The following is a 23,807-nucleotide window of genomic DNA, read 5'->3' as shown; positions in this document are numbered from 1 at the left end:
GCGGCGCCTATATTGCCTATTTTTCAACCGTAATCTTACTTGCGCTGACATTATCAGTGTCGGCTCTTGTACTGTTGTAATAAAAGTAACTATCAGGCTCATGCTTAACATTTACGCCATTAGCAACAATACCAAGAACGTTCGCTTCCGAACGCATTAATAAAGTTTTGGCAGCGAGTGCGCTAGCTGAGTCGGCAACTCCCGGACGAACTACTACTAAAACGCCATCTGCCATCTTACCCAGAACTGCCGCATCAGCGGTTCCTGCTAAAGGCGGGGTATCAAAAATAATATAATCGTAGTATTGCGACAAAGCTTGAATCAAAGCGTTCATGCTTTCAGAATCGAGTAGAGCTTGAGGATTAGGTGGTATGACTCCAGCCGTGAGTACTGATAAATTTCGTGTTACCAATTGAATACAACTGCGAATTCGGTCTTGACCGACAATCACATTACTTAATCCTGTCAAATTCATAATTCCCCAAAGGTGATGCTGCGACGGATTACGCATATCGCCATCAATGAGTAAAACTCGTTTACCAGCTTGGGCAATTACAGCAGCTAGATTTGCACTAACCTCAGATTTACCTTCACCTGGAACTGAACTAGTAATAACGATAGTGCGAACTTTCTTGTGGCTAATAAATTTTAAGTTCGCTTGCAGCATTTGGTACGCTTCGTGAACTATCGAGCGTGGCAAAGTCCCCACAACGATTCGTGGAGAGGCGCCTTCTATTGTTTGCTCGATAATATTACTATTCGTCTCAAACTTAGGAATCAAGCCCAGTAATGTGTAACCAAACACATCTTGAGCTTCTTTGATTGTTTTTATTGATTTATCGATAATATCAACAACGAATGCTCCGGCGATTCCTAGCAAAGAGCCTACAACAATTCCACCTCCGCCTAAAATAAGCATCATTCTCATTCGGGCTGGATTTGGAGCGACTACTGCTTCTTGAACAATACGCGCGTTACCGACAGTTTGATTTTCAGCAACGCGAATTGATTGAAGACGACTTAGTAAAGTTTCGTAGGATTTTTGAGCCACCGTCAAACGCTGCTCTAAGTCACCTTGTTGTTTCTCTAAATTAGGTAGAACATTTGCACGCTGTTTAAATTGGTTGTAAAGGTTGGATAAAGTCTGCACTTTGTTTTCCAAACCTAAACGTTGCGCTTGAAGTCTAACTGACTCCCCGACAAGTTGCTCCTTGAGCTGACCTAACTGTAATCTATTGGGTGAAACTCTAACGTTAGTACCCAAAGATTGACTAGCTCGTTGCTGCAATAAATTATTAAGCACAACTTCTTTCTGTTTGAGAGAAATTATCTTAGGGTGATTGCTAGTATAAAGCGTTTGTTGTGTAGCGAGTTCGCTTTGCACCTTTTGCAATTCAGCTAATGCTTCTTGCACTCCTGGTATCAGTGACAGTGATGTTCTGTCTACTGCCTCTGAACTCGGTATTTTGATTTGGGAGCGCAGTTCTAACTGTTGCGAAGTAACTTCTGCCAGTTGTCCCTTAACTATATTTAATTGATTATCAAGTTCTGCTAGGCTTTTTACAGTTTCCTCTGTCTCTTTTGCTAAATTAATAACTCCATTCTTTGCCTTGAAAGAGCGTAATTCTTCGGTTGCCTTTTCCAAATCAGCTTTCGTGCGCGGTAGTTGAGTATCAATAAATTTGCGCGCGGATACTGCTTCTAAACGATTATTTTGGATGTTGTTTGTTACATACGACTGCATGATTTGATTTACAATATCCGCAGCTATGTCAGGTTTGCCAGATATATGCAATATATTTAGTATATCCGCACCAACCACAGGCTCTACTTTGACATTTAAAGACTCTGGCACCAGAAGATGACCCTTTTCGTCGCGTAGGTCAAGCTTTTTGATTACAGATTCTAGAATGGGACGTGATTGTAAAATTTCTGCTTGAGTAGAAAGAGGATTTGATTCACGTCTAACAGTTTCTAAATCTCCAATTTTCTCTCCCACTCCTGTTAACTGTGAAGCACGGTTTGCTTGAAACAGTAATTTTCCGGAAGCTTGATAAGTGGGTTTTTGAAGCGATATCGCAAACCCCGATAGCGCAACTGATGTTAAAAAAATCCCAGAAGCTACTAACCAGCGTCGTTTTAAAACTAGCCAGTAATTACGAATATCAATGTCTTCGGAATGTTTGTTTTGCTGTTCCATACAAGTAGCTTATGTAGTAACTATGTAGTAGCTATGTAACAAGTATTAAATTAACGGTAGCTGATGTATTCCTACGTACTTCGACCTAGTGCAGCGTGGCGAAAATAACTATCCAGCCAAAAAAGCGAGGGAAGGCTTATAAAATAGACTTTCTTACCTACTGCCTTCTGACTTCTGACTTCTGACTTCTGACGAATTGCACTAGATTTTTGTGGTACTCCTAACCATCGATACAAGTTTTGGTTTAATTTGTTTTGATGGTTGTGGTACTGAGGAAACTTCAATTGCCGACCAAGGATTGTTATAAAGGTGCATTCGCTGTAGTAGAACCAACCAAAAGAAAGGAAGTGCGCTTAACATATATCGTTTCCACAGTCGCTTCGGTTCAAGCATCAACCTATACAACCATTCCAGCCCTATTTCACTCATCCATCTTGGCGACCTTTGGATATCACCGGCTTCAAAATTGATTGTTGCTCCTACTGCTAAAAAGATTTTGACGTTTTTTAATTGTTGGCGATATTTTGCAATCCAAAGTTCCTGCTTGGGGGCGCCGACACCTATGGCTAAAACAGTAGCTCCAGAAAGGTTAATTAAATCGACAATATTTTGGCATTCTCGCTCGTTATTCTCAAAACCATACGAAGGTGAATGAGCGGCAATTATAATATCTCTTCCAACTTTTGAATTAATGCTTAATTGAGCAAGTTTTACCACTTCCGGCTCTGAACCAAGCAAAAATATTTTAATATCATCGTCATCACGATAGTATTGGTAAAAAGCTGGAAATAAATCGGAACCAGATATTTTTTCTTGTATTGGTGTTCCTAAAAAGTTAGAAACATACATTAAAACCTTGCTATCGCAAACTCGATAATCAGCTTCTTTATAGACTCTATAAAAATCACTGTTATCTTGCAATTTCATGACGTGATCCACATTTGGAGTAAATACAACCCCACCACTCCGAAGCTTTTCGAGTAGCTCCATCATTGTAGTGTTATGGATAGTCACATTCAGTAAGTTTATTTGCCTCATTACCATTCTCAAAACAAGTGATATCTAATTTACACATGCTTGCTCATAACTAAATCTAGCCACTTGCTTTTAATAAAAACACAAGAAACACAAAAACTAATCTATTAGTTCGACATCCATCAGCACTTTCATTCATCAAATTATGAATGTCTAGAACACTGCTTACCAATTAATTCTTCAGACTACACATAATTCTGCTGATTGCTCAATCGTGACTTACCCCTATTAAACGACGCTATCTTTATTTAATAAAATACTAAACCTTTAGCTTGAACGTGCCTCAGCCTCACGTACAAATTTTCTTTCATAATTAAACACTATGCACCTCCCTGATTTTATTCAACATTGATTATACCTACACCGCTTACTAAAATGTGATAATTTCGCTGTGTTTCCAAACTCCATTTAACTTGATGCAACTTCATTCACGCTTCAATCATTAGGCATAAATTTTATTAACTCATCGCAGTATTTTCCTGAGCTATTTAATTTATGAATGACACATTTCACTAAAACTCTCAGATTAAATTGAGATGAGTTGTGGTTTGAAATATGCATACACTCTAGTGTGCATATCTAATAATAAACACACTCTTAACACATGCTATTTCTCAACACATACAATTAATTGTATATATTTATACAATTAATCCTAGCTTGCACTTTGCCATAGCATACGTGACACAGGTGCATCTGCGGATTATTAAGCTTTAATATATCTTTTATTTCGAGCAAATTTAAATACTTACTATGAAGGTATTATGTAGAAAAAAACAAGTTTTGATGAAGAAATTGTAAAGCAAGCGTTTTTTCCCGGAAATTGTAAGGAAAAATTGTATTCAGTATGAAACGAAAATCAATGATGATAAAAATTTATTAAACTAATGTCATAAAGTGTTACAAAGCACATTTTTATTTTTAAGTATGTGCGGTTAAAGCGAAACGAAAGATTTTGGCGCCCAACTGTCAAGGTGCCGTTGTTCCCGAATGATCGAATATTCGTAGTAAGGACTTTAGTCCTTACTACAAAACTATACGATATCGCGCGTTGGGTTAGGACCTTCAATTTCCCAATTGGGGTCTTCAACCCGAAGAAGTGTGAATGCTTGGCTCGCAGCATACTTACCATCGACAACACTCATGCCCCAGATAATATTTTCCCCGGTACTGTAATTGCGCCACAGTAAATCAGAGAGTCCATCTCCAGTAAAGTCGGCAGTTCCCTCAAGGCGCCAGTTGACATCATTAACCTGAAGGATAGCTCCAGACTTTGTTGGGTCAGCATCACCACCGGAGAGCATACCCCAAACAGTGTTTTCGCCGGTACGGTAGTTGCGCCAAATAATATCCGCAACGCCATCGTTGTTGAAGTCAACAAGGTCTGCAATTTGCCAATCAGGATTATCAACTCTGGTTATTGCGTAGCCATCAGTAGCTGGATTTTTGAAGTAAGGGTTATCGCCGCTCGCATCGGTGCTTAATTTCCAGATGTAATTTTCACCTGTTCGAGAGTTGCGCCAGAGAATATCGGCAACTCTATCACTATTAAAATCAGCCCAGCCTTCGATATCCCAATCACTTGATACTAGTGGAGTCATATATCTAGTTCTTGCGGTGTTGATAGTAAAGGGATTTGTAGTAGTGTTATTGACATCTCTGTCGTATGCCCATATCAGTGTTTGACCTGTTCTACGGTTATGCCAGAGTATATCAGGAGCATTATTGTTATCAAAGTCTAAAACTCCTTTAATTTCCCAATTGGTATCAGGGACTGGCGCCAAAAAGCTACTCTTATTACCATCGATTTCAATACCAGTATTCGGGTCAAATTTCATCATCCAAAGAGCGTTTTCACCTGTTGTACGGTTGCGCCAGAAGATATCAGTATTACCGTCTCCGTCTGCATCATACAAACCGACAATATCCCACTCTATACTTTTAGCTTCCAGAATATACTTGCCGAGTTTTGCGTCTGGGCTGAAGGTAAAGGCATTGGGTGAAGTTGTGCCATCATAATTAAGTGCCCAAATGACATTCTGACCAGAGGCAATACCTTGCCCATAATTACGCCAGAGAAGTTGTGTTACATTACTTGCGCCAAAATTAGGAACTTTTGTAGTAGTACCAACAGCAGCATTATTAGAACCAACGGCGCCCCCGAAGCTGAGTGTGATACTTGCACTAATTACTTGAGAAGAATCTCCAGATAAACCGCCGTACTCAACAACGTAACCTTGAGGTCTGTAAGCAGCAAGGTTTGTTGTATAATCCTGCTGATTAGGAAGGTCGTTCCACTTACCTACATTTCCAGCATCAGCATTTCCAACAATGTGGGCATACTGTTCACCGTTCGGTTTTCCAGCGTCGGTAGAGTTATTTGGTTCACCCCTTTGTAAATCCCAATTGTTATAAAAACCTCCAATTGCACTTGCACCGTTCGCACCGTTGTTATTGAAGTCGGTGCCCAATCCGCGCCAGAATAGTCTTCCAGCACCTCCATTTTCTAGACCTTCAGGCCCAGTAACCCATCTCCAATCACCTTCAACTGCTGCATCAGAAGCGCCAATCCAACCATTACCAGTCACTCGACTTTGAATAAAGTTTTGCTCAGTTTGAGTAGTAATTGTTGCTAAATATCCTTGGCGCCCTAAGTAATTCTGGTTAGCAGTAGCAGCTCTGGCATCAGTCCAAGAAATGCCAATATTATTTCCGCCTGTGACAAAATCGTAGAAATGCCCATTTTCTGGATTTACCAGTAAATTACCTAGCGAAAACGAAATATTACGTGTTGCCCCAGGATTATTAGGGTCAGTATTCGCGTATGTGACTCGACGCAATAACCCTTGATAAACAGCCGAGTCCACGGCAGTTGAATCTAAAACCAGAAAACCTCTTGCGGAGTCATAATTCCAAGTAACTCCACCTTCGCTACCGCTTGTCGCTCCATCAATACCTAAACGGTCTCTACTTGCATCGAAGTTGTCAATTAACACCCGCGCGCCAGTCAACTGGGCAATATTTGTAATAGTTAAATCAGAGTCAAGAACTCTCGGTGCAGTACCTGTGTAATTAACATTACCAGAGATTCCTCCTAAACCCCCACTTGCATCAGTTGCAACAGGGCTTGAAGAAGTACTTAATAACGATGGAGAAGATGACTGTAATGTATTCGGATCAACAAGTCCGTATGGAGTCTTAACTTCAGGAATTTGTAGCCCTGTATTGCTAGTTGATAATTCGGACACCTGATTTTCCTCTTTATACTAAATTAAAACTGCTTTACGAACGGTACGCGCTCAATTTAAATTTGATCGAAAGTTGCACTTCGTACCCAACATTCAGCATCAAACAGCGATACAGACTCGAATGTAATACAAAGCAACGAGTACCAAGCCCCTACCTGATTTCCGCAACCTTGCGTGTGTACTACAACAAATGCACCATTATTGTATATTATTATACATTTGATTATGCAGTAGAGATACTAAATAGTCAAATGTTTTTATTGTGCCCAAAAAATTATTTGCAATAACATTTAATCACAAATTTTTCATAGTGTAACATCCGTGACTGATAAAAACTTGATAAAAACTTACAATATTGCGCCCTTGATACTTACGCAATATCCACGCCATTGAAGAGAACATCCACGAAAATAAGTATCCCACAATTATGACATCTCGATCGTGTTAGATTTAGTTGTTAATCAAAATACATGTGAACACTTATATTTACTGTCCTGAACAAATAAACTTAAATTTATAAAGTTAAGATTAATTTTTTGTTGTCGCGCAATATTGACATAAAATCCTCGAATCGCTTTCTCGTCAAGTGTTTTATGTGTTTATACTTGGCTCTATAACCTTTATTATTTCTTTATATATAATATATAAATCTTTTATGTCTATACTATAAGAATTTTAAATGTTATAGCAGTCCTACATGATTTGTAAAAATACTTAAATAATGTAGAGACGCGATATGTCGCGTCTCTACAACGTGCGGACTTTATGAATGATTTAGGATTGCTATATGCTATATGCTATATATAGTTATATTGTCCTTACTACGAAACTATTACGATATCGCGCGTTGGGCTAGGGCCTTCAATTTCCCAATTGGGGTCTTCAACCTGAAGCAGTGTATATGCTTGGCTCGCAGCATACTTGCCCCCTACAACACTCATACCCCAAATAGTATTTTGCCCGGTACTGTAATTGCGCCATAGTAAGTCAGAGAGTCCATCTCCAGTAAAGTCGGCAGTTCCCTCAAGGCGCCAGTTGACATCATTAACCTGAAGGATAGCTCCAGACTTTGTTGGGTCAGCATCACCACCGGAGAGCATACCCCAAACAGTGTTTTCGCCGGTACGGTAGTTGCGCCAAATAATATCCGCAACGCCATCGTTGTTGAAGTCAACAAGGTCTGCAATTTGCCAATCAGGATTATCAACTCTGGTTATTGCGTAGCCATCAGTAGCTGGATTTTTGAAGTAAGGGTTATCGCCGCTCGCATCGGTGCTTAATTTCCAGATGTAATTTTCACCTGTTCGAGAGTTGCGCCAGAGAATATCGGCAACTCTATCACTATTAAAATCAGCCCAGCCTTCGATATCCCAATCACTTGATACTAGTGGAGTCATATATCTAGTTCTTGCGGTGTTGATAGTAAAGGGATTTGTAGTAGTGTTATTGACATCTCTGTCGTATGCCCATATCAGTGTTTGACCTGTTCTACGGTTATGCCAGAGTATATCAGGAGCATTATTGTTATCAAAGTCTAAAACTCCTTTAATTTCCCAATTGGTATCAGGGACTGGCGCCAAAAAGCTACTCTTATTACCATCGATTTCAATACCAGTATTCGGGTCAAATTTCATCATCCAAAGAGCGTTTTCACCTGTTGTACGGTTGCGCCAGAAGATATCAGTATTACCGTCTCCGTCTGCATCATACAAACCGACAATATCCCACTCTATACTTTTAGCTTCCAGAATATACTTGCCGAGTTTTGCGTCTGGGCTGAAGGTAAAGGCATTGGGTGAAGTTGTGCCATCATAATTAAGTGCCCAAATGACATTCTGACCAGAGGCAATACCTTGCCCATAATTACGCCAGAGAAGTTGTGTTACATTACTTGCGCCAAAATTAGGAACTTTTGTAGTAGTACCAACAGCAGCATTATTAGAACCAACGGCGCCCCCGAAGCTGAGTGTGATACTTGCACTAATTACTTGAGAAGAATCTCCAGATAAACCGCCGTACTCAACAACGTAACCTTGAGGTCTGTAAGCAGCAAGGTTTGTTGTATAATCCTGCTGATTAGGAAGGTCGTTCCACTTACCTACATTTCCAGCATCAGCATTTCCAACAATGTGGGCATACTGTTCACCGTTCGGTTTTCCAGCGTCGGTAGAGTTATTTGGTTCACCCCTTTGTAAATCCCAATTGTTATAAAAACCTCCAATTGCACTTGCACCGTTCGCACCGTTGTTATTGAAGTCGGTGCCCAATCCGCGCCAGAATAGTCTTCCAGCACCTCCATTTTCTAGACCTTCAGGCCCAGTAACCCATCTCCAATCACCTTCAACTGCTGCATCAGAAGCGCCAATCCAACCATTACCAGTCACTCGACTTTGAATAAAGTTTTGCTCAGTTTGAGTAGTAATTGTTGCTAAATATCCTTGGCGCCCTAAGTAATTCTGGTTAGCAGTAGCAGCTCTGGCATCAGTCCAAGAAATGCCAATATTATTTCCGCCTGTGACAAAATCGTAGAAATGCCCATTTTCTGGATTTACCAGTAAATTACCTAGCGAAAACGAAATATTACGTGTTGCCCCAGGATTATTAGGGTCAGTATTCGCGTATGTGACTCGACGCAATAACCCTTGATAAACAGCCGAGTCCACGGCAGTTGAATCTAAAACCAGAAAACCTCTTGCGGAGTCATAATTCCAAGTAACTCCACCTTCGCTACCGCTTGTCGCTCCATCAATACCTAAACGGTCTCTACTTGCATCGAAGTTGTCAATTAACACCCGCGCGCCAGTCAACTGGGCAATATTTGTAATAGTTAAATCAGAGTCAAGAACTCTCGGTGCAGTACCTGTGTAATTAACATTACCAGAGATTCCTCCTAAACCCCCACTTGCATCAGTTGCAACAGGGCTTGAAGAAGTACTTAATAACGATGGAGAAGATGACTGTAATGTATTCGGATCAACAAGTCCGTATGAAGTCTTAACTTCAGGAATTTGTAGCCCTGTTGTTGTGTTATTCAATAGTTCAGACACCAGATTTTCCTCTTTATATTAAATTCAAACTGCTTTACGGACGGGACGTGTACTCATTTAAATTTGATAGAAAGTAGCACGTAGCCAACATTCAGCATTAAACAGTAATACAAACTTTCAGTAGTATCCGCAGCGAATACTCAGTATTATTTGCTATCAATAAGTGTATTTACTTATTATATTGCCCTATTGACAACTCATTTATACGTACAATTATGCAGTAGAGATACCAAATAGTCAAATGCTTACGCAATCTCTATGCTCATTAAAGAGAACACCTATCTAAATAAGTCTTTTCAATTATTACATCGTGCTAAAGCTAGATTTATTTCGTTAATCTAGACATATATAGGCACTCATATTTGTCGTTTTATTCAAGAATCGTAATAAATAAACATAAATTTATAAAGTTTATATTAATTTTTTCGTTATTACATAATATTGACTTACATAGGAATCCGCTCACGATTTTTGAAAAAATCGCGCGTATCTGTATGGTGGCTATGCCACCTTACGTTATGCTGACGACCCGCTGCATTGTTCTCTATTTTCGATTTTTCTTGAACCATTCAACAATGCCGTCAGTTATGGCGCGCGCCATTTTCTTTTGGTATGAAGGGTCTACAATTAGTTCAATTTCGTTAGGGTTGCTCATAAAACCGAGTTCGAGCAGTACGGATGGAGAACTGGTTGGACGTGTCAGCGCTAAGTTGTTCCAAAAGACCCCATAGGAGGGACGCTTCATCTTTTTGACTACATAATTATGTAGAAATACCGCCAAATCGTGCGCTTGCATATTGTACCAGAACGAACCAAATCCTTGAATTTTTTCGGCATCACCATCATCGGGCAGCGAGTTATGGTGAATAGATAAGGCAATAGTGGGTTCTTCGCTGTCGATCATTTTTTGACGGTCAACAAGCGAAAGTTCTTTATCAGTAGTGCGTGTCATTACTACTGTGGCGCCACGTTCGATTAAGTCTTTCTTCATCAACTCAGAAATCACTAAATTCACATCTTTTTCCAATGTGCCATCTGGACCTGGGGCACCAGATTCTTGACCTCCATGTCCAGCGTCTAATAGTACTTTTACACCAGATAAAGGTTTACGCCCACTTTTAATTGGGGGGTGACGCATTGTTAACACTAAACTAGTACCTTCATAGCGAAGTTTGTAACCCCACTGCTGGTTTGTCTTCAAATTAAAAGTATATTGAACTTGGTTTGGATTGACCTGCTGCCAGTCAAGACGGGAAATAATCGGATTATTGTCAGTGCGGAATGTATCAGTTTGCGCGGTAGTGTTATAAAGCGTCAGCACAAGAGATTTATCACCTTGCTGTACGCTGACAGGCACAGGAGCTTGTAATGGAAACACTACCTCGGTTTTGCCAGGTAAATTCCGGTATCCAACACTGCGAATAATGGTACGTGGAGCTACAGCACCTGGTATAACACGAGTCTCTTTAGCATTAATCCAGGCGCCATAATCCAAACGTAACCAGTCGCCCTCTCTTCCGGTAACGGATGCTCTAGTACCTTTAGGTAGGGGTGTAAGTCGAGAAAAATCAGTACTCGCCCCAGTTCTTGCAACACCAGCATCGGACGTAACTTCAGCTACTTGCAATTGTGCGTTTGAGAGTATGGTAATATTACCAGTCCCTGGTTGGGTAATAGTCTTACCATTGATTGTTAGTTGGAATTCCGGTTTACCTAAATCAATCAAAGTGCGAGTATCTTGAGTAACTGCGCCTTCCACCATTTTATTGCTATGAAGTAATGAATCTTGTTGGAATGTAGTGCAACCGGAGTAATAACCAGCGTTATTGTTGGCCATCGCTTGGTTTCTTCCTGTTAAAGCTGCTTTATTATCTGGAAGTTGTGCAGTTTGTGGTTGAGGATTTAGAGAAACTGTTTGATTCGCAAGCTTAACGGAAACGCTCGAAGCAGGAGGTGCAACGGCGCTAAAACAAATTGTTTCTCCGCTTAGTCGAGCGATATCTACCGCTGGTGTGAGAGAATTTGGAGCAAACGCTAATCCCTGGGGAATTTCTGGTTGTAAAGCAATCCTCGTTACTTTAATTAACAATTCTTGATTTTTGTAGCGGATAGTAAAGTTATTTTCTCCAATCAGTAGCGGTAAACTTGGTGCAAAATGACCCGTTTTACTTCGGGTAATTGGCTTACCATTAATCAAAACTTGTCCGGTTGACGGCGCCGTGCCAATGAAGAAGATTCTATCGGCACTTGTTTTGTGGTTGGTTCGGGGGTAGACAACCTTGAGGGATTGTTCAGTCGTCGCCAAAACGTAAGAGGGGGTGAGTATCGAGCTGAATAAGAATAGTCCTAAAACGGGTTTCACGCCACTAAATATATAGAACACAACATTTACATTTACTGTGGCACAATGACGGGGTGTCTTTTAGAGAAGTTGCTAAAATTTGATAATTGAAGTATGACTAAGTTTGTATTTGTGACTGGTGGGGTTGTATCTAGTATCGGTAAAGGAATTGTAGCAGCAAGTTTGGGGCGCCTGCTTAAATCCCGCGACTACACTGTCTCGATACTTAAGCTCGACCCTTATATTAACGTAGACCCAGGTACTATGAGTCCGTTCCAGCACGGCGAAGTTTTTGTAACCAAAGACGGCGCGGAAACCGATTTAGACCTAGGGCACTATGAACGTTTCACCGATACACCCATGTCTCGACTAAATAGCGTGACTACGGGTTCAGTATATCAGGCAGTAATTAATCGCGAACGACGTGGAGACTATAACGGCGGTACAGTCCAAGTTATCCCCCACATTACCAACGAAATTAAGGATAGAATTGCTCGTGTTGCTCAACAGACAAATCCTGATGTGGTAATTACGGAAATTGGTGGTACAGTTGGCGATATTGAATCACTGCCATTTTTGGAGGCAATACGCCAGTTTCGTAAAGAAGTCGGGCGCCAAAATGTCATTTATATGCACGTGACATTAGTACCGTGGATAGCGTCGGCAGGGGAAATGAAAACGAAGCCAACGCAACACTCCGTCAAAGAACTGCGTTCGATAGGCATTCAACCTGATATATTAGTATGTCGAAGCGACCGACCACTACCCCCAGGCATCAAAGAAAAACTTTCAGAATTTTGTGATGTTCCCGTCGAGTGTGTCATCACCTCTCAAGATGCTAATAGCATTTATGAAGTACCCTTAACATTAGAACGCGAAGGGTTAGCGCAGCAGACGTTAGAACTTTTGCAAATGGAACAGCGCAAACCAGATTTGCGTTCCTGGCAAACTTTAGTAGAAAGATTGTACAGCCCAAAATATCAAGTCGAAATTGCGATCGTTGGTAAATATGTCCGTTTAAGTGATGCATACCTATCAGTTGTCGAAGCAGTTCGTCATGCGGCAATTGCCACTCACGGAGAATTGCGACTGCGCTGGGTAAATTCAGAAAAGCTTGAAACCGAAGCCGTCGAAAACTATCTCGAAGGAGTTGACGGTATAATTGTACCCGGTGGATTTGGGACACGTGGTATAGATGGAAAAATTGCCGCAATTAAGTACGCGCGCGAACATCAAATACCATTTTTAGGGTTATGTTTGGGAATGCAGTGTGCAGTTATTGAATGGGCGCGTAATGTGGCAGGATTGATTGATGCCAACAGCGTCGAGTTTGCACCTCATCCAGAGCATCCGGTTATTAATTTGCTTCCAGAACAGCTAGACGTTGTGGATTTAGGTGGAACAATGCGTTTAGGTTTATATCCTTGTCATGTATTACCACACACGCACGCCTCCAGATTATATCAAGATGAAGTAGTTCAGGAGCGTCACCGCCACCGCTACGAATTCAATAATGCCTACCGCAATTTATTTCTAGACTCCGGTTACGTAATTAGCGGCACATCTCCCGATGGGCGCCTAGTTGAAATGATTGAATATCCCAAACATCCGTACTTTGTAGCATCTCAGTTCCACCCCGAATTTCAATCAAGTCCCAGCAAACCACATCCTTTATTTACAGGGTTACTCGAAGCAGCAATTCGACACTCCCACCCGACAATCAACTTTCAGACCCCCGTTCAAGTGTTATAAAGTATTGAGTGCTGAGTAATGAGTGCTGAGTAATGAGTGCTGAGTGCCAAGAAAAATAATTAGTAACTTTATTTCTCTAACTCCTAACTTATAACTCCTAACTCCTAACTTCGTTCCTCAGCACTCAGCACTTTTAACTAATTTGAGGAAAAATCGTGGCGTACTGGGAAAAAATCCTTTTTGACCGCAACGAGTATATAGTTAACTTTGAGTGCGTCAGTGCTTTTTGCCGCGAACCGAATAGTAGAGTAACATTTTGGCTACCAGATAATGCCATTCCGATTGTGATAAACCCACAAAGTAACCCAAAAGACTACCAAAAAATTCTTGACTACGCCGAAAAAGTTACACAATCGCGCGAAGATACATATTGGGTAAAAATTTCTTACGAAAGAAACGAATACGTAATCAACCTAAAGTGTATCAGCTCATTTTGTCGTGAACCCAATGGCAGAATAACCTTTTGGCTACCCGATAGCACCATCCCCATCATCATCAACCCCGTCAGCAACCCCGAATCATATCAAAAAGTCATCGACTACATCGAAAAAGCCACAGGCTACTCTATGTAGGTTGGGTGGAGGCTAAAAGAACCCAACATTTAACTTAACAAAGAATTAATAATCTCGGTGCTGAACTCAAGTAGCCAAAGAAAGATTAGAAGCTTTACATCGCGGTGAGCCAAAGCTATGCCCAATAGGAAAAGAAATTCATAAACCAACTGGGCGTGAAGTGTAGCTCAAATACCTCAAGAATAGTTTTAGAAAAACTCTACACCTGAGTTTATTGAGTAATTTTACGGTACTCGTATGACTCATCCTTGGCGCCCCAAACTTGTTTACCGTTAGCATCAAAACCTCTATCCCAAGTATTCATACCTGTCTTGCGTAACACAACGGTGTTAGTAATTTTTACGGCGCCTCGAACGTTAGCAGGGCAACCTTGACTGGGTGTGACACCAACATAGTTTTCTTCAGAACGTGTGAGATAAACGCTACAAGCAGTTTTACCAAGGTCGCTTGTTCTAACTATTCGTTCTGCTGGGGGTCTGTTACAGAAGTTAACGAAAGATGAAGTGTTAGCAGGTTTATAAGACAGCGAACGCACGGTTCGACCATTATTTACGGAAGATATTTCTAGAAAGCGTTGCCGATAAGGTTTGTTTAACTCGTTTGATAAAGCTTGCTCTTGATATAGGAATATTGGTTTATTAGGTGTACTAGCCTGAGAATTATTATCTGTTACACTTATACGACAAGCAGTCATCCGGACATTTGCAGCTTTGGGATTAACGCGCGCTCGTGCCGAAGTATCCATAATACCTTCTAAGCGGGATGCTACATCCTCTACTTGCTGTTGATTATATCCACTTGAACCAGTTGTATTTTCTTGAGCAACGGCGCCCAAAGTATAATTGCTTAATAACAAGGCGCCGAACACGATAACAAAATTACTAGTGTTTTTGATAATTTTTTGAACAGTTTTCATAAACGTGGCTCTAACTATATTCAACTCGATAAAAAAAATATCCCTGTTAAGGCGTACTAAAAAACGAACTAATAAAAGGTTCTAAGTTTTGTCTAATACTTGTCAATATTTTAGATGCGTTTGCCCTGGTGTGACACCCACTCCTTCATAACTGCGGTGATTCGTCGCAAGTCGTCCTCAGAAATGACGTATGGGGGCATAGTGTACAGCCACTTGCTGTACGGACGAAGCCACACTCCCCGGTCTAGAGCGAACTCCTTAAATCCCATGAGGTTAGACGGACATTCAAACTCCAAAACTCCTATGGCTCCAAGCACTCGCGCGTCGCAAAGCGATCGTCCCTCCAATCCCTGGATATCTTCTTTGAGAACTTGCTCAATCGCTTTAACTTTACTAAGGTAGTTTTCGGTTTCGATAAGGCTGATACTTGCCAACGCTACAGCGCAGGCGACTGCATTACCCATGAAAGTCGGGCCATGCATAAAGGCGAGTTCCGGATCGTCACCAAGGAAGGACTCGTAGACTTCGCTTGTAGTGATAGTTGCTGATAGTCCAAAGTATCCCCCAGTGAGCGCTTTACTAAGCACCATGATATCCGGGGTAACATTGGCAAGCTCCGCTGCGAATAAGGCTCCTGTTCGCCCGAAACCCGTTGCTATCTCGTCGAATATGAGTAACACCCCGTGTTCATCACACAGTCTTCGGGCGTGGAATAAATACTCGGGGGGATAAAAGCGAAAGCCACCCGCTCCTTGAAATACTGGTTCGAGGATCAAGGCGGCAATCTGATTTTTGTTCTTATTGAAAAGCCCAGCGAGTTGAGAGAGTGATGCTTGGCATTCGTGAGACTCAATGTTAACCCCGCCGGGAGCATCAACGAAATACTGCGGGAGTATGGCTCCTTTGAATAATCGGTGCATCCCCTCGTCATCGTCACTCACCGACATTGCCCCTGTCGTGTCGCCGTGGTATCCACGACGGAGCGCCACGAAACGGCTTTTCTGTAATACCCCTTTGTTGCGCCAGAACTGAATTGCCATCTTTAACGCGACCTCTACCCCTACTGAGCCACTGTCAGCAAAAAACACGTGGTTGAGTCCTGACGGGGTAATCCTGACTAACGTCTCAGCCAGATGAATAGCTGGATCGTTAACGAGACCACCGAGCATAACATGAGCGAATTTTACAAGCTGTTCCTGAACCGCCTGATTGAGGACAGGGTGATTGTACCCGTGAATAACGCACCACCATGAAGAGATGCCGTCAATCAGTACCGTGCCATTATCGAGGTAAAGTTTGACCCCCTCTGCTCGAACTACTCGATACGGGGGCGGAACGGTCTTCATTTGCGCGTATGGAAGCCAGAGGGAATCAACTTGTGTCGTCATAGGGACTCATGTTAAGTAATTGACATAGGCAATGTTATAGATTTGGTGTACCACAAATTGCTTGACCAGAGCGGCAAATTGTTTGTCTAATATCCAACCTTTGTGTATCACCTGTCGAAGGTGTTTCTACAACCTAATCTTGGAAAACCTGATAATTAAACTTCTCGACACCAAACTTTACTAACATAAATAAATTGCTTTAAGTTTTTCGCTGCGGTAAAATGATCTGCTGTTCTATAATAACATTAACACAGTCTTTACTAACTCCCGGTTCGCCCATTTTTTTATGAGTTAGAGAAAATAAGCAGCCATAAGTATACCCAGCGACATATTTCCAAAAGCACAGAGTTTCCCTATGTAATTAAGCATCAAAAATGACTGACATTCTTACCAATCGTCTCAACGGCGGCATCAAGACTATCTTGACGGTGACCAGTGATGAAAACGGAGGCACCTCTGTGGTAAGAATCTTTACCACAAAATTAATAAAATGAACTATTAGTTATCAGAGATTAATTACAAACACAAAAACTATTTATAAAAATTAAGAAATCTAAACAATTGTGACTTCACCTGTATCCAAATCATAACGTCCCCCAATTATTTTCAGCTTATTTGCATCTACCAATTGAGATAAAACTTGAGAATCATCTCTCATTTTTTGAACTTGATATTTCACATTTTCAACCACAGCCTTCTCAACCGCCTCTTTTGAAAAGCTCTTAATATCGCCAATCGCTGGTTTAATAGCCTTAACAAGAGTACCCATAAGACCAGGTAATGGTTCGCCTTTTACTGCCGCAGTTACGGCGCCACATCTTTCATGACCTAGCACCATCACTAAGGGACAACTCAATTCAACTGCGGCAAATTCAATACTACCTAGTGATTCAGGTGTAATAATATTCCCTGCAATACGGATATCAAATAAATCACCAATTCCTAGGTCGAAGAGAATTTCCCCAGATACGCGCGAATCAGCACAACTAAGTATAGTCGCAAAGGGATGCTGGACTTGTGCTACTTCTTCTAAGCGAATTTTTGATTGGTGAGGATGTTCAGATTTTTGCTGTATAAACCGTTTGTTACCATCCAACAGTTTTTCTAAAGCTGCATCAGGACTTATAGTCTCAAATTTTTGTTCGGCAACAGCAGTTGCTTGATCAGCTATACCACAAACAGACATCAAAATACTACCGCCCGCAAGTTGTAAAAGCTGGCGCCGACCTAAAAATCCATTTATTCGGGTCATTTTATTTATTTCCTTTTGTAAAAATGGCCTCACCCAAGCGCGGGTGTAGGTAATTAGAGAGAAGCAACACACTTAGTAGAGCGAATCTCTATCGCATCAGTGACATAACACGTACCCCCAAACTTGTTGAGGATAGGTCTAATTTTTTCTACCACTGGCTTGAGTTGCTCTGCTGAACAGTAGACTATAACAAAAATATTGTCCAGTTCTGTCGCAGTTGCACCAGGACTTTTGCCCGCCACATTGCGAATTACAGTATAGGCAGGCGCCCCTGCTTTCTCTAAGCCATCTAAAATTTTTCCCAGTTCTACCGCATTAGCGATAATCTCTACTCTTTTGACTGGGTGCATAATTCACCTCCAAAGGATACTGATGCCATAAAGGTATAAAGGAATTCCAACAAGAATATTAAAAGGGAATGTTAGTGCTAGGGCGGCAGTAACATAAAGACTAGGGTTTGCTTCTGGAACTGTTAATCTCATAGCAGCAGGAACAGCTATGTAAGAGGCACTGGCACATAAAACCGAAAATAAAAGTGCATTTCCTTGTGACATTCCAATTAGTTTTGCTAATAGTATGCCAATTGTTGCATTAACTATTGGGGTTAAGATAGAAAAAGTAATCAAGAATGGACCTGCTTTACCCAAGTCTTTAATTCTGCCAGCTGCGACCAGTCCCATATCTAGCAAAAAGAAAGTCAGAACACCATAAAATATGCCTTGAGTAAATGGTTCCTCCATTTTCCAGCCTTTTTCTCCGGAAAGAATCCCAATTACGAGGCTACCTACCAAAAGAAATACAGAACTGTTAAGAAAAGCATCCCGTAACACTTCTGACCAAGAGAAGTCCCCATCCTCTTTGTCTTCTTGTGCAAATATTCTTACTAACAACAGTCCAATAATAATGGCTGGAGATTCCATCAGGGCTAAAGCTGCTACCATATAACCGCTAAATGGAATTCCGACTTCATTCAAAAAAGACCCTGCTGTAATAAATGTAACAGCACTGATAGAACCATAAGTGGCAGCAATAGCGGCTGCGTTATAGATGTCGAGTTGGAGTTTGAGAATAAAAAATGTGTACACTGGTACAACACAAGCCATGAAGATGGCAGCCAAGAGGGTAAATAGCACCTCAGAATTGATACCACTTTTAACTAGTTCTGCCCCTCCCTTAAATCCTATTGCGAACAGCAAATATAGGGAGAAAAGTTTAGGCAAAGGTTGAGGAATTTCTAAATCTGATTTAACAGTCACAGCCAACATTCCTAGAAAAAAGAAAAGTACTGGCGGACTCAAGATGTTGGACATCACCAGGCTTACATCCATTCCATTCATCTCCTCACTACTAAAAAACCACCTGTAAAAACAAGCTTTTCTCATCACAGTATTTTGATAACAAGTTAGCCGATAAGAAAAACAGAACTATATATTAAGGAATGTAAATACGTCTGAAATCCGTAACCAGTGACTAATTACTTCGGACGAATGATACACATAACGCTCAAAAGCATTATTTGCTGCATTTGCACGAAGGAGCGCGTAAGATTAAAGACTCCATCTTGATTTGGGTCGGTCTTACACTACGGTTATCATATAATGCTATAGGCACATTTGCTCAAGCCCCGATTGAAAATAACTATAAATTTTGGTTATGGCGCCTTGATAATTAAATTATGATGTTTTGCTTTAATAGACTTTTAAAAAGTTTATTATACCAACAAACGCTTAAAAGCGAATATTTTCTTTTATCCAGTTTTTAAATGCTTTCAGCGCGCGGCTTCTCCCTTCAAGTCTACTTTGTTCCACAAATCTAGGAATAATTTCTAATATCGGTAAATTGGGAAAAGTTGGGCTAACATCAGATTTAACATACTCACCGTTTCGATAAATATCTATTTGAAGGTTGCCGTTATCGTAACGCCATAATTCTGGAACTCCAAGTTGCTTATAAGCATCCAACTGAGTTTTAGAAGTGACATCAACTTCAATAGCTAAGTCGGGTGGTGGGTCAACTGTTAAGTCGATACGTTCTTTCCCAACCATCAAAGCATAATTTTGAATATAGAAAGAGTCATCGGGTTCTACACCTTGAGCCATATCTTCTCGCTTAAACGTCGTTGACCCAAATGGCTCGCAGTCTATTTCTAGTTCATCAAGGAGAATTTTTACCAAGTCTCCAATGATAACTTTGGCTTTTTCGTGCTTTGGTAGTGGCATTCTAATTTCTAATGTACCCCGGCTATATGCCAAACGCGCGGCTCTATGGGCGCCAAGTTCTTCTAAAATGGCTTCAAATTCTTGCCAACTGACATCATGGAACATGACACGATGTCCCGGTGGCACACTTAATTGTCGTAATTGAAGCGTCACCATTTTAGTAAAGTTTTAGATTAAATAGGTAAAGTTATTATATAGCAGTCCTAGATAATTTGTGAAACATTCAATTCCGGTAGAGACGCGATTAATCGCGTCTCTACAACACGTGAATTTTATAGATGATTCACAAATACTATATATAACTGATTATCACAGTACAATTGACTTACTTCAAGCATTAAACTACAATTATTAACATAAAAAATTCTCTCTATGTATAGTAGGAGATAAATTATCCAAATCAAAGATAACAATAAAATGAGTAAAGTTTTAACAATAACTATAACAAATCGGGCTGACCAAATTTTAGCAAAAGCAGGAGTGATTTCAGAAGCAGAAGTACGTTTTATTACATGATATAATGTATTAGTAGACACAGGTGCTACAACTTTATGTTTGCCAACAGACGCTATTGCAAAGTTAGGTTTAACACTCTTAAAAGAAGTTGATGTTGCAACTGCTACCGGAATTAGTAAAGCCCGAATATATGAAGACGCAAGACTTTCTCTTTGCGGTCGAGAAGGGACTTTTGAGTGCTTAGAATTACCTGGAGGTAGAGACCCACTTCTTGGTGTAATACCTTTAGAGACATTGGGTCTAGAACTAGACCTAAAAAACCAGACATTGAAGGTTTTACCAATTAGCTCAACTGAAACATATTTAACTATATTATAAAAATGTATAACAGCCTCACAAGTAACGTGACTGATATTAAGCAGCTAATAACCGCTTATCGTAGTGCATCTCTTCAAAAATGAAAACAGATACAATTTTTTACACCCTTTTACAAAATCTTCCAGGCGTTTTATTTGAACTCCTAGAACAATCTCCTACACTAGCATCACGCTATCGATTTTCCTCTGTAGAAATAAAAGAGCTAGCGCGTCGCATTGATGGCGTATTTCTACCAAAGAAAAAATTTGCGGATGAGCCAATCTATTTTGTCGAGATACAATTTCAAAAAGATGAGGATTTGTACTGGCGCCTGATTACAGAGGCGGTAGTCTACTTAAATCAGTATAAACCGAAGCGAACGTGGCAAGCTGTGGCTATTTGGGCTAAAAGAAGTTTAGATGAAGGTGTCCCGAAAGCTTATCAATCTTTCTTCGACGCTGGATATATTCGCATTATCTACTTAGATGAGTTAGAGGAAGTCCCCAATACATCCATCGGTCGAGGAATCATCAACTTAGTAGTCGCACCTGAAAATGAAGCACAACAACAAGCAAGAGACTTAATCTCACAGGTACAACAGACAGATGCCGCAAAGCGCCGCAAGCTTTTAGAATTAGTAGAAAGAATGCTAGTTTATAAATTTTCGTCCTATAGCAGACAGGAGTTAGAAGCAATGTTTGGATTAACAGAGTGGCGCCAAACCCGATTTTATCAAGAAGTTCAACAAGAAACAAAATTAGAAACTGTTCCTCGTATGTTGAGTGAGGGACTAAGCGTAGAGCAAATAGCCAGGATACTTGAGCTAGACACAGAAGTTGTACGGCAGGTAGCTAACAAGCAGAACAACGAATCTAAAACTTAGAAGCTTAATACTGTCTGTACTTACTAAAGAGCAATAAATCCTGGGTTACGGCACCTTGATAATTAGGATATGTATACATCAAGTTTTAGAAGCGTGCCGCTCCCAGGCTATATTTGCTGGTAATTGTATATGAAAAATTAAGTACAACAAGCAAAAATATGAATTAAACAGGTACAACAGATAGATGCTGCAAACCGTCGCAATCTAAATAGAGTAGGAAGAATGCTGGTTTATCCGTTGTCGTTTACAAGCAGGTTGGAGCTTTTAAGTTATGTTTGGAATCAAAGAATGGCGTCAAACCCGATTTTATCAACAAGTTCAAGAAGAAACCCAGCTAGAAACAAAATTAGCATTAATTCCTCGCTTGCTTCAAGTGGGATTAACTATAGAACAAATAGTTCGAGTACTTGAACTAGATATTGAAGTTGTACGGCAGGTAGTTAAAAAGCAAAATAAAGAATCTGAAACTTAAAAGCTCCCAGAGTAAAGATGCTCCCGTGTATCAGTATCTAGTAAATACATTAACTGCCTTTTTCTTCATCAATTTCTGAACGTCCCCTTGCTCTATAGACTGCTTCTCTCAAATCAGGTTTTGCTACTAAATAATTTATATATTTGTCTGCTGGTGAAATAATTGGATAATTTCTGAGAATGTTCTTTTTAAGATAAAGCGACCATTTGCACTAGTCCACGGACGTATAATTAGCAAACTTTGCATTACTAACCATAAAGCTTGAAAATATTGCTTTTGATGAAAATAGATATTTGCTAAACACGCCAATTTTCGACCTTTTGCTTGCTGATGTTTAAGTTCATAAGCTATTACAAGTGCTTGCTCGCAGTATTTTATAGCTATTTGAGGTTGTTTTAAGCATCCGTAGCAATAGGAAAGATTAAATAAGACTCCTGCTTCTGTTGTTTTGTTTCCAATCTCACGACTCATAGCTAGGGCTTGCTGATAGTATTCAATGGCGCCAGTATATTGTTTTAAGTCGCTATAAACAGAACCCAGCGCGTTTAAAGTTGATGCTTCTGTTGCTTTAGAAGCTGTTTTACGAGCAAACTCAAGAGTTGCACTTAAATATTCAATGGCAGGTTGAGTTTGTCCTATAAGTATATAGGCATTGCCGAGATAGTATGAGGCTAAGTATCTTTGACATTGATTGTCGATTTGGATACTAACATTCATTTGCTGTTGTAAGTATTTAATTGCCTGCTTATATTTTCCTCTGGATAAGTAAGTTCCTCCCATCCACCCTAAAACCAGCGCTGACAGTTCTTGATCGCTTAGTTCTTGAGCAATTACTAATGCTTGCTGACAGTATTTTATACCTTGTTTATAATTTCCTCTGAAGATACAAATGGCGCCTAGTCCACCTAGCGCTTGCCCTTCCTCTTTTCGAGCATTGATTTCACGAGCAATGGTTAGCTGTTGTTTAAGACAATTAATTGCAGTTTGATGCTGTTGCAACGAAGAATAAACACCAACTAGTCCACCTAATGCTTCTGCTTGTGCTTTTCCATTCCCAATTTGCCGCGCGAGTTCTAATTCTTGCTTGTAGTGACTCATTGCTTGTGATGTTTGGTCTAAGTAAGCATAAGCACGACCCAGACCTTGCAAGCAAAAACAATCTATTTCTGAGTTGATTTTACCAAGAAGCCGATTATAAAGTTCTATTTGTTCGGCGTAATAGCCCCAACTCCTTAATTGCTGGTACAATTGTTTACCATGAAAATTCGTCGAGATGAAGAGTAGCTGACTAGCTGACTGCCACGCCGAAATTTGACATAAATGATGAAATGCTTCCAAATAACCGCGTACTTGCTCTAAGTTAGCAGCATTATATTCTGGCTTATAAACGTTTAACCAGTAAAAAGCTGCCTTCAGGTGAGTTAATTCAAGAGCAGTTAATTTTCTCAGTGCTGGTGCCGATGACTCATGCTTTATTTTACTACTTGCTTGCACAAGCAACAATTGACCTGCTTGATCACAACGGATATGTAAAAGCTGCGATGCGGAAAGTTTTTGTAATTCTATTAGTTCTGCATAGTCGTAACTCAAAGCGGTAAAACCTCCACTTCCAGCTTTGGTAAATGGTCTAGCGCGACTCGACGAATGAGGCTGTGCAAACGATAAAAAA

16 protein-coding genes and 1 pseudogene are annotated in these 23,807 nt (G+C 40.4%); 5 read left to right on the top strand and 12 right to left on the bottom strand.

Annotation, left to right across the window (positions count from 1 at the left end; genetic code table 11):
• Positions 1–16: 16 nt before the first annotated feature.
• The 5 genes from AC2JBO_RS12110 to AC2JBO_RS12090 form a co-directional block, all read right to left on the bottom strand.
• Positions 17–2,200, bottom strand: a complete 2,184-nt coding sequence (locus AC2JBO_RS12110) for a GumC family protein (protein ID WP_496953902.1) — start codon at positions 2,198–2,200, stop codon at positions 17–19.
• Positions 2,201–2,401: 201 nt separating this feature from the next.
• A complete protein-coding gene (locus AC2JBO_RS12105; RefSeq protein WP_496953901.1) occupies positions 2,402–3,238 on the bottom strand; it encodes a WecB/TagA/CpsF family glycosyltransferase in 837 nt (278 codons plus the stop codon).
• Positions 3,239–4,269: 1,031 nt separating this feature from the next.
• Positions 4,270–6,483: a lectin-like protein gene (locus AC2JBO_RS12100; protein ID WP_496953900.1), complete on the bottom strand. Its 2,214-nt coding sequence runs from the start codon at positions 6,481–6,483 to the stop codon at positions 4,270–4,272.
• Between the two features lie 821 nt (positions 6,484–7,304).
• Positions 7,305–9,530 carry a lectin-like protein gene (locus AC2JBO_RS12095; protein WP_496953899.1) on the bottom strand — a complete coding sequence of 742 codons (2,226 nt, stop codon included), beginning with the start codon at positions 9,528–9,530 and terminating at the stop codon, positions 7,305–7,307.
• 544 nt (positions 9,531–10,074) lie between these two features.
• Positions 10,075–11,892: an N-acetylmuramoyl-L-alanine amidase gene (locus AC2JBO_RS12090; RefSeq protein ID WP_496953920.1), complete on the bottom strand. Its 1,818-nt coding sequence runs from the start codon at positions 11,890–11,892 to the stop codon at positions 10,075–10,077.
• Positions 11,893–11,985: 93 nt separating this feature from the next.
• On the opposite strand from AC2JBO_RS12090, the gene pyrG reads away from it, so the two are divergent.
• Positions 11,986–13,623: a CTP synthase gene (gene pyrG / locus AC2JBO_RS12085; protein WP_496953898.1), complete on the top strand. Its 1,638-nt coding sequence runs from the start codon at positions 11,986–11,988 to the stop codon at positions 13,621–13,623.
• Positions 13,624–13,778: 155 nt separating this feature from the next.
• Positions 13,779–14,195 (top strand): hypothetical protein, encoded by a 417-nt coding sequence (locus AC2JBO_RS12080; protein WP_496953897.1) that lies wholly within the window; start codon positions 13,779–13,781, stop codon positions 14,193–14,195.
• Positions 14,196–14,406: 211 nt separating this feature from the next.
• On the opposite strand, the gene AC2JBO_RS12075 is transcribed toward AC2JBO_RS12080, so the two are convergent.
• The 6 genes from AC2JBO_RS12075 to AC2JBO_RS12050 form a co-directional block, all read right to left on the bottom strand.
• Positions 14,407–15,111, bottom strand: a complete 705-nt coding sequence (locus AC2JBO_RS12075; RefSeq protein ID WP_496953896.1) for a chromophore lyase CpcT/CpeT — start codon at positions 15,109–15,111, stop codon at positions 14,407–14,409.
• A gap of 110 nt (positions 15,112–15,221) precedes the next feature.
• A complete protein-coding gene (gene bioA / locus AC2JBO_RS12070; RefSeq protein ID WP_496953895.1) occupies positions 15,222–16,499 on the bottom strand; it encodes an adenosylmethionine--8-amino-7-oxononanoate transaminase in 1,278 nt (425 codons plus the stop codon).
• 553 nt (positions 16,500–17,052) lie between these two features.
• On the bottom strand, positions 17,053–17,751 hold the full coding sequence (locus tag AC2JBO_RS12065) for a carbonic anhydrase (RefSeq protein ID WP_496953894.1): 699 nt from the start codon (positions 17,749–17,751) through the stop codon (positions 17,053–17,055).
• A gap of 53 nt (positions 17,752–17,804) precedes the next feature.
• The gene (locus tag AC2JBO_RS12060; RefSeq protein ID WP_496953893.1) at positions 17,805–18,101 is read right to left on the bottom strand and encodes a P-II family nitrogen regulator; all 297 of its coding nucleotides are present in this window, start codon (positions 18,099–18,101) and stop codon (positions 17,805–17,807) included.
• 3 nt (positions 18,102–18,104) lie between these two features.
• Positions 18,105–19,079 carry a sodium-dependent bicarbonate transport family permease gene (locus AC2JBO_RS12055; RefSeq protein WP_496953892.1) on the bottom strand — a complete coding sequence of 325 codons (975 nt, stop codon included), beginning with the start codon at positions 19,077–19,079 and terminating at the stop codon, positions 18,105–18,107.
• A 399-nt stretch (positions 19,080–19,478) separates the two neighbouring features.
• Complete coding sequence (locus AC2JBO_RS12050; protein ID WP_496953891.1) at positions 19,479–20,126, bottom strand: Uma2 family endonuclease; 648 nt, start codon at positions 20,124–20,126, stop codon at positions 19,479–19,481.
• A 375-nt stretch (positions 20,127–20,501) separates the two neighbouring features.
• On the opposite strand from AC2JBO_RS12050, the pseudogene AC2JBO_RS12045 reads away from it, so the two are divergent.
• The 3 genes and pseudogenes from AC2JBO_RS12045 to AC2JBO_RS12035 all read left to right on the top strand — a co-directional run.
• Positions 20,502–20,804: pseudogene (locus AC2JBO_RS12045) on the top strand (aspartyl protease); the annotation flags it as partial.
• Positions 20,805–20,883: 79 nt separating this feature from the next.
• A complete protein-coding gene (locus tag AC2JBO_RS12040; protein WP_496953890.1) occupies positions 20,884–21,666 on the top strand; it encodes an Rpn family recombination-promoting nuclease/putative transposase in 783 nt (260 codons plus the stop codon).
• Positions 21,667–21,937: 271 nt separating this feature from the next.
• Positions 21,938–22,138: a hypothetical protein gene (locus tag AC2JBO_RS12035; RefSeq protein WP_496953889.1), complete on the top strand. Its 201-nt coding sequence runs from the start codon at positions 21,938–21,940 to the stop codon at positions 22,136–22,138.
• A gap of 135 nt (positions 22,139–22,273) precedes the next feature.
• On the opposite strand, the gene AC2JBO_RS12030 is transcribed toward AC2JBO_RS12035, so the two are convergent.
• The coding region (locus tag AC2JBO_RS12030) for a tetratricopeptide repeat protein (protein ID WP_496953888.1) at positions 22,274–23,807 on the bottom strand (1,534 nt) is incomplete at its 5' end.

The organism is Calothrix sp. CBUCES-K 9914, assembly GCF_059640475.1.
This window is presented reverse-complemented; position numbering and strand designations above follow the sequence as displayed.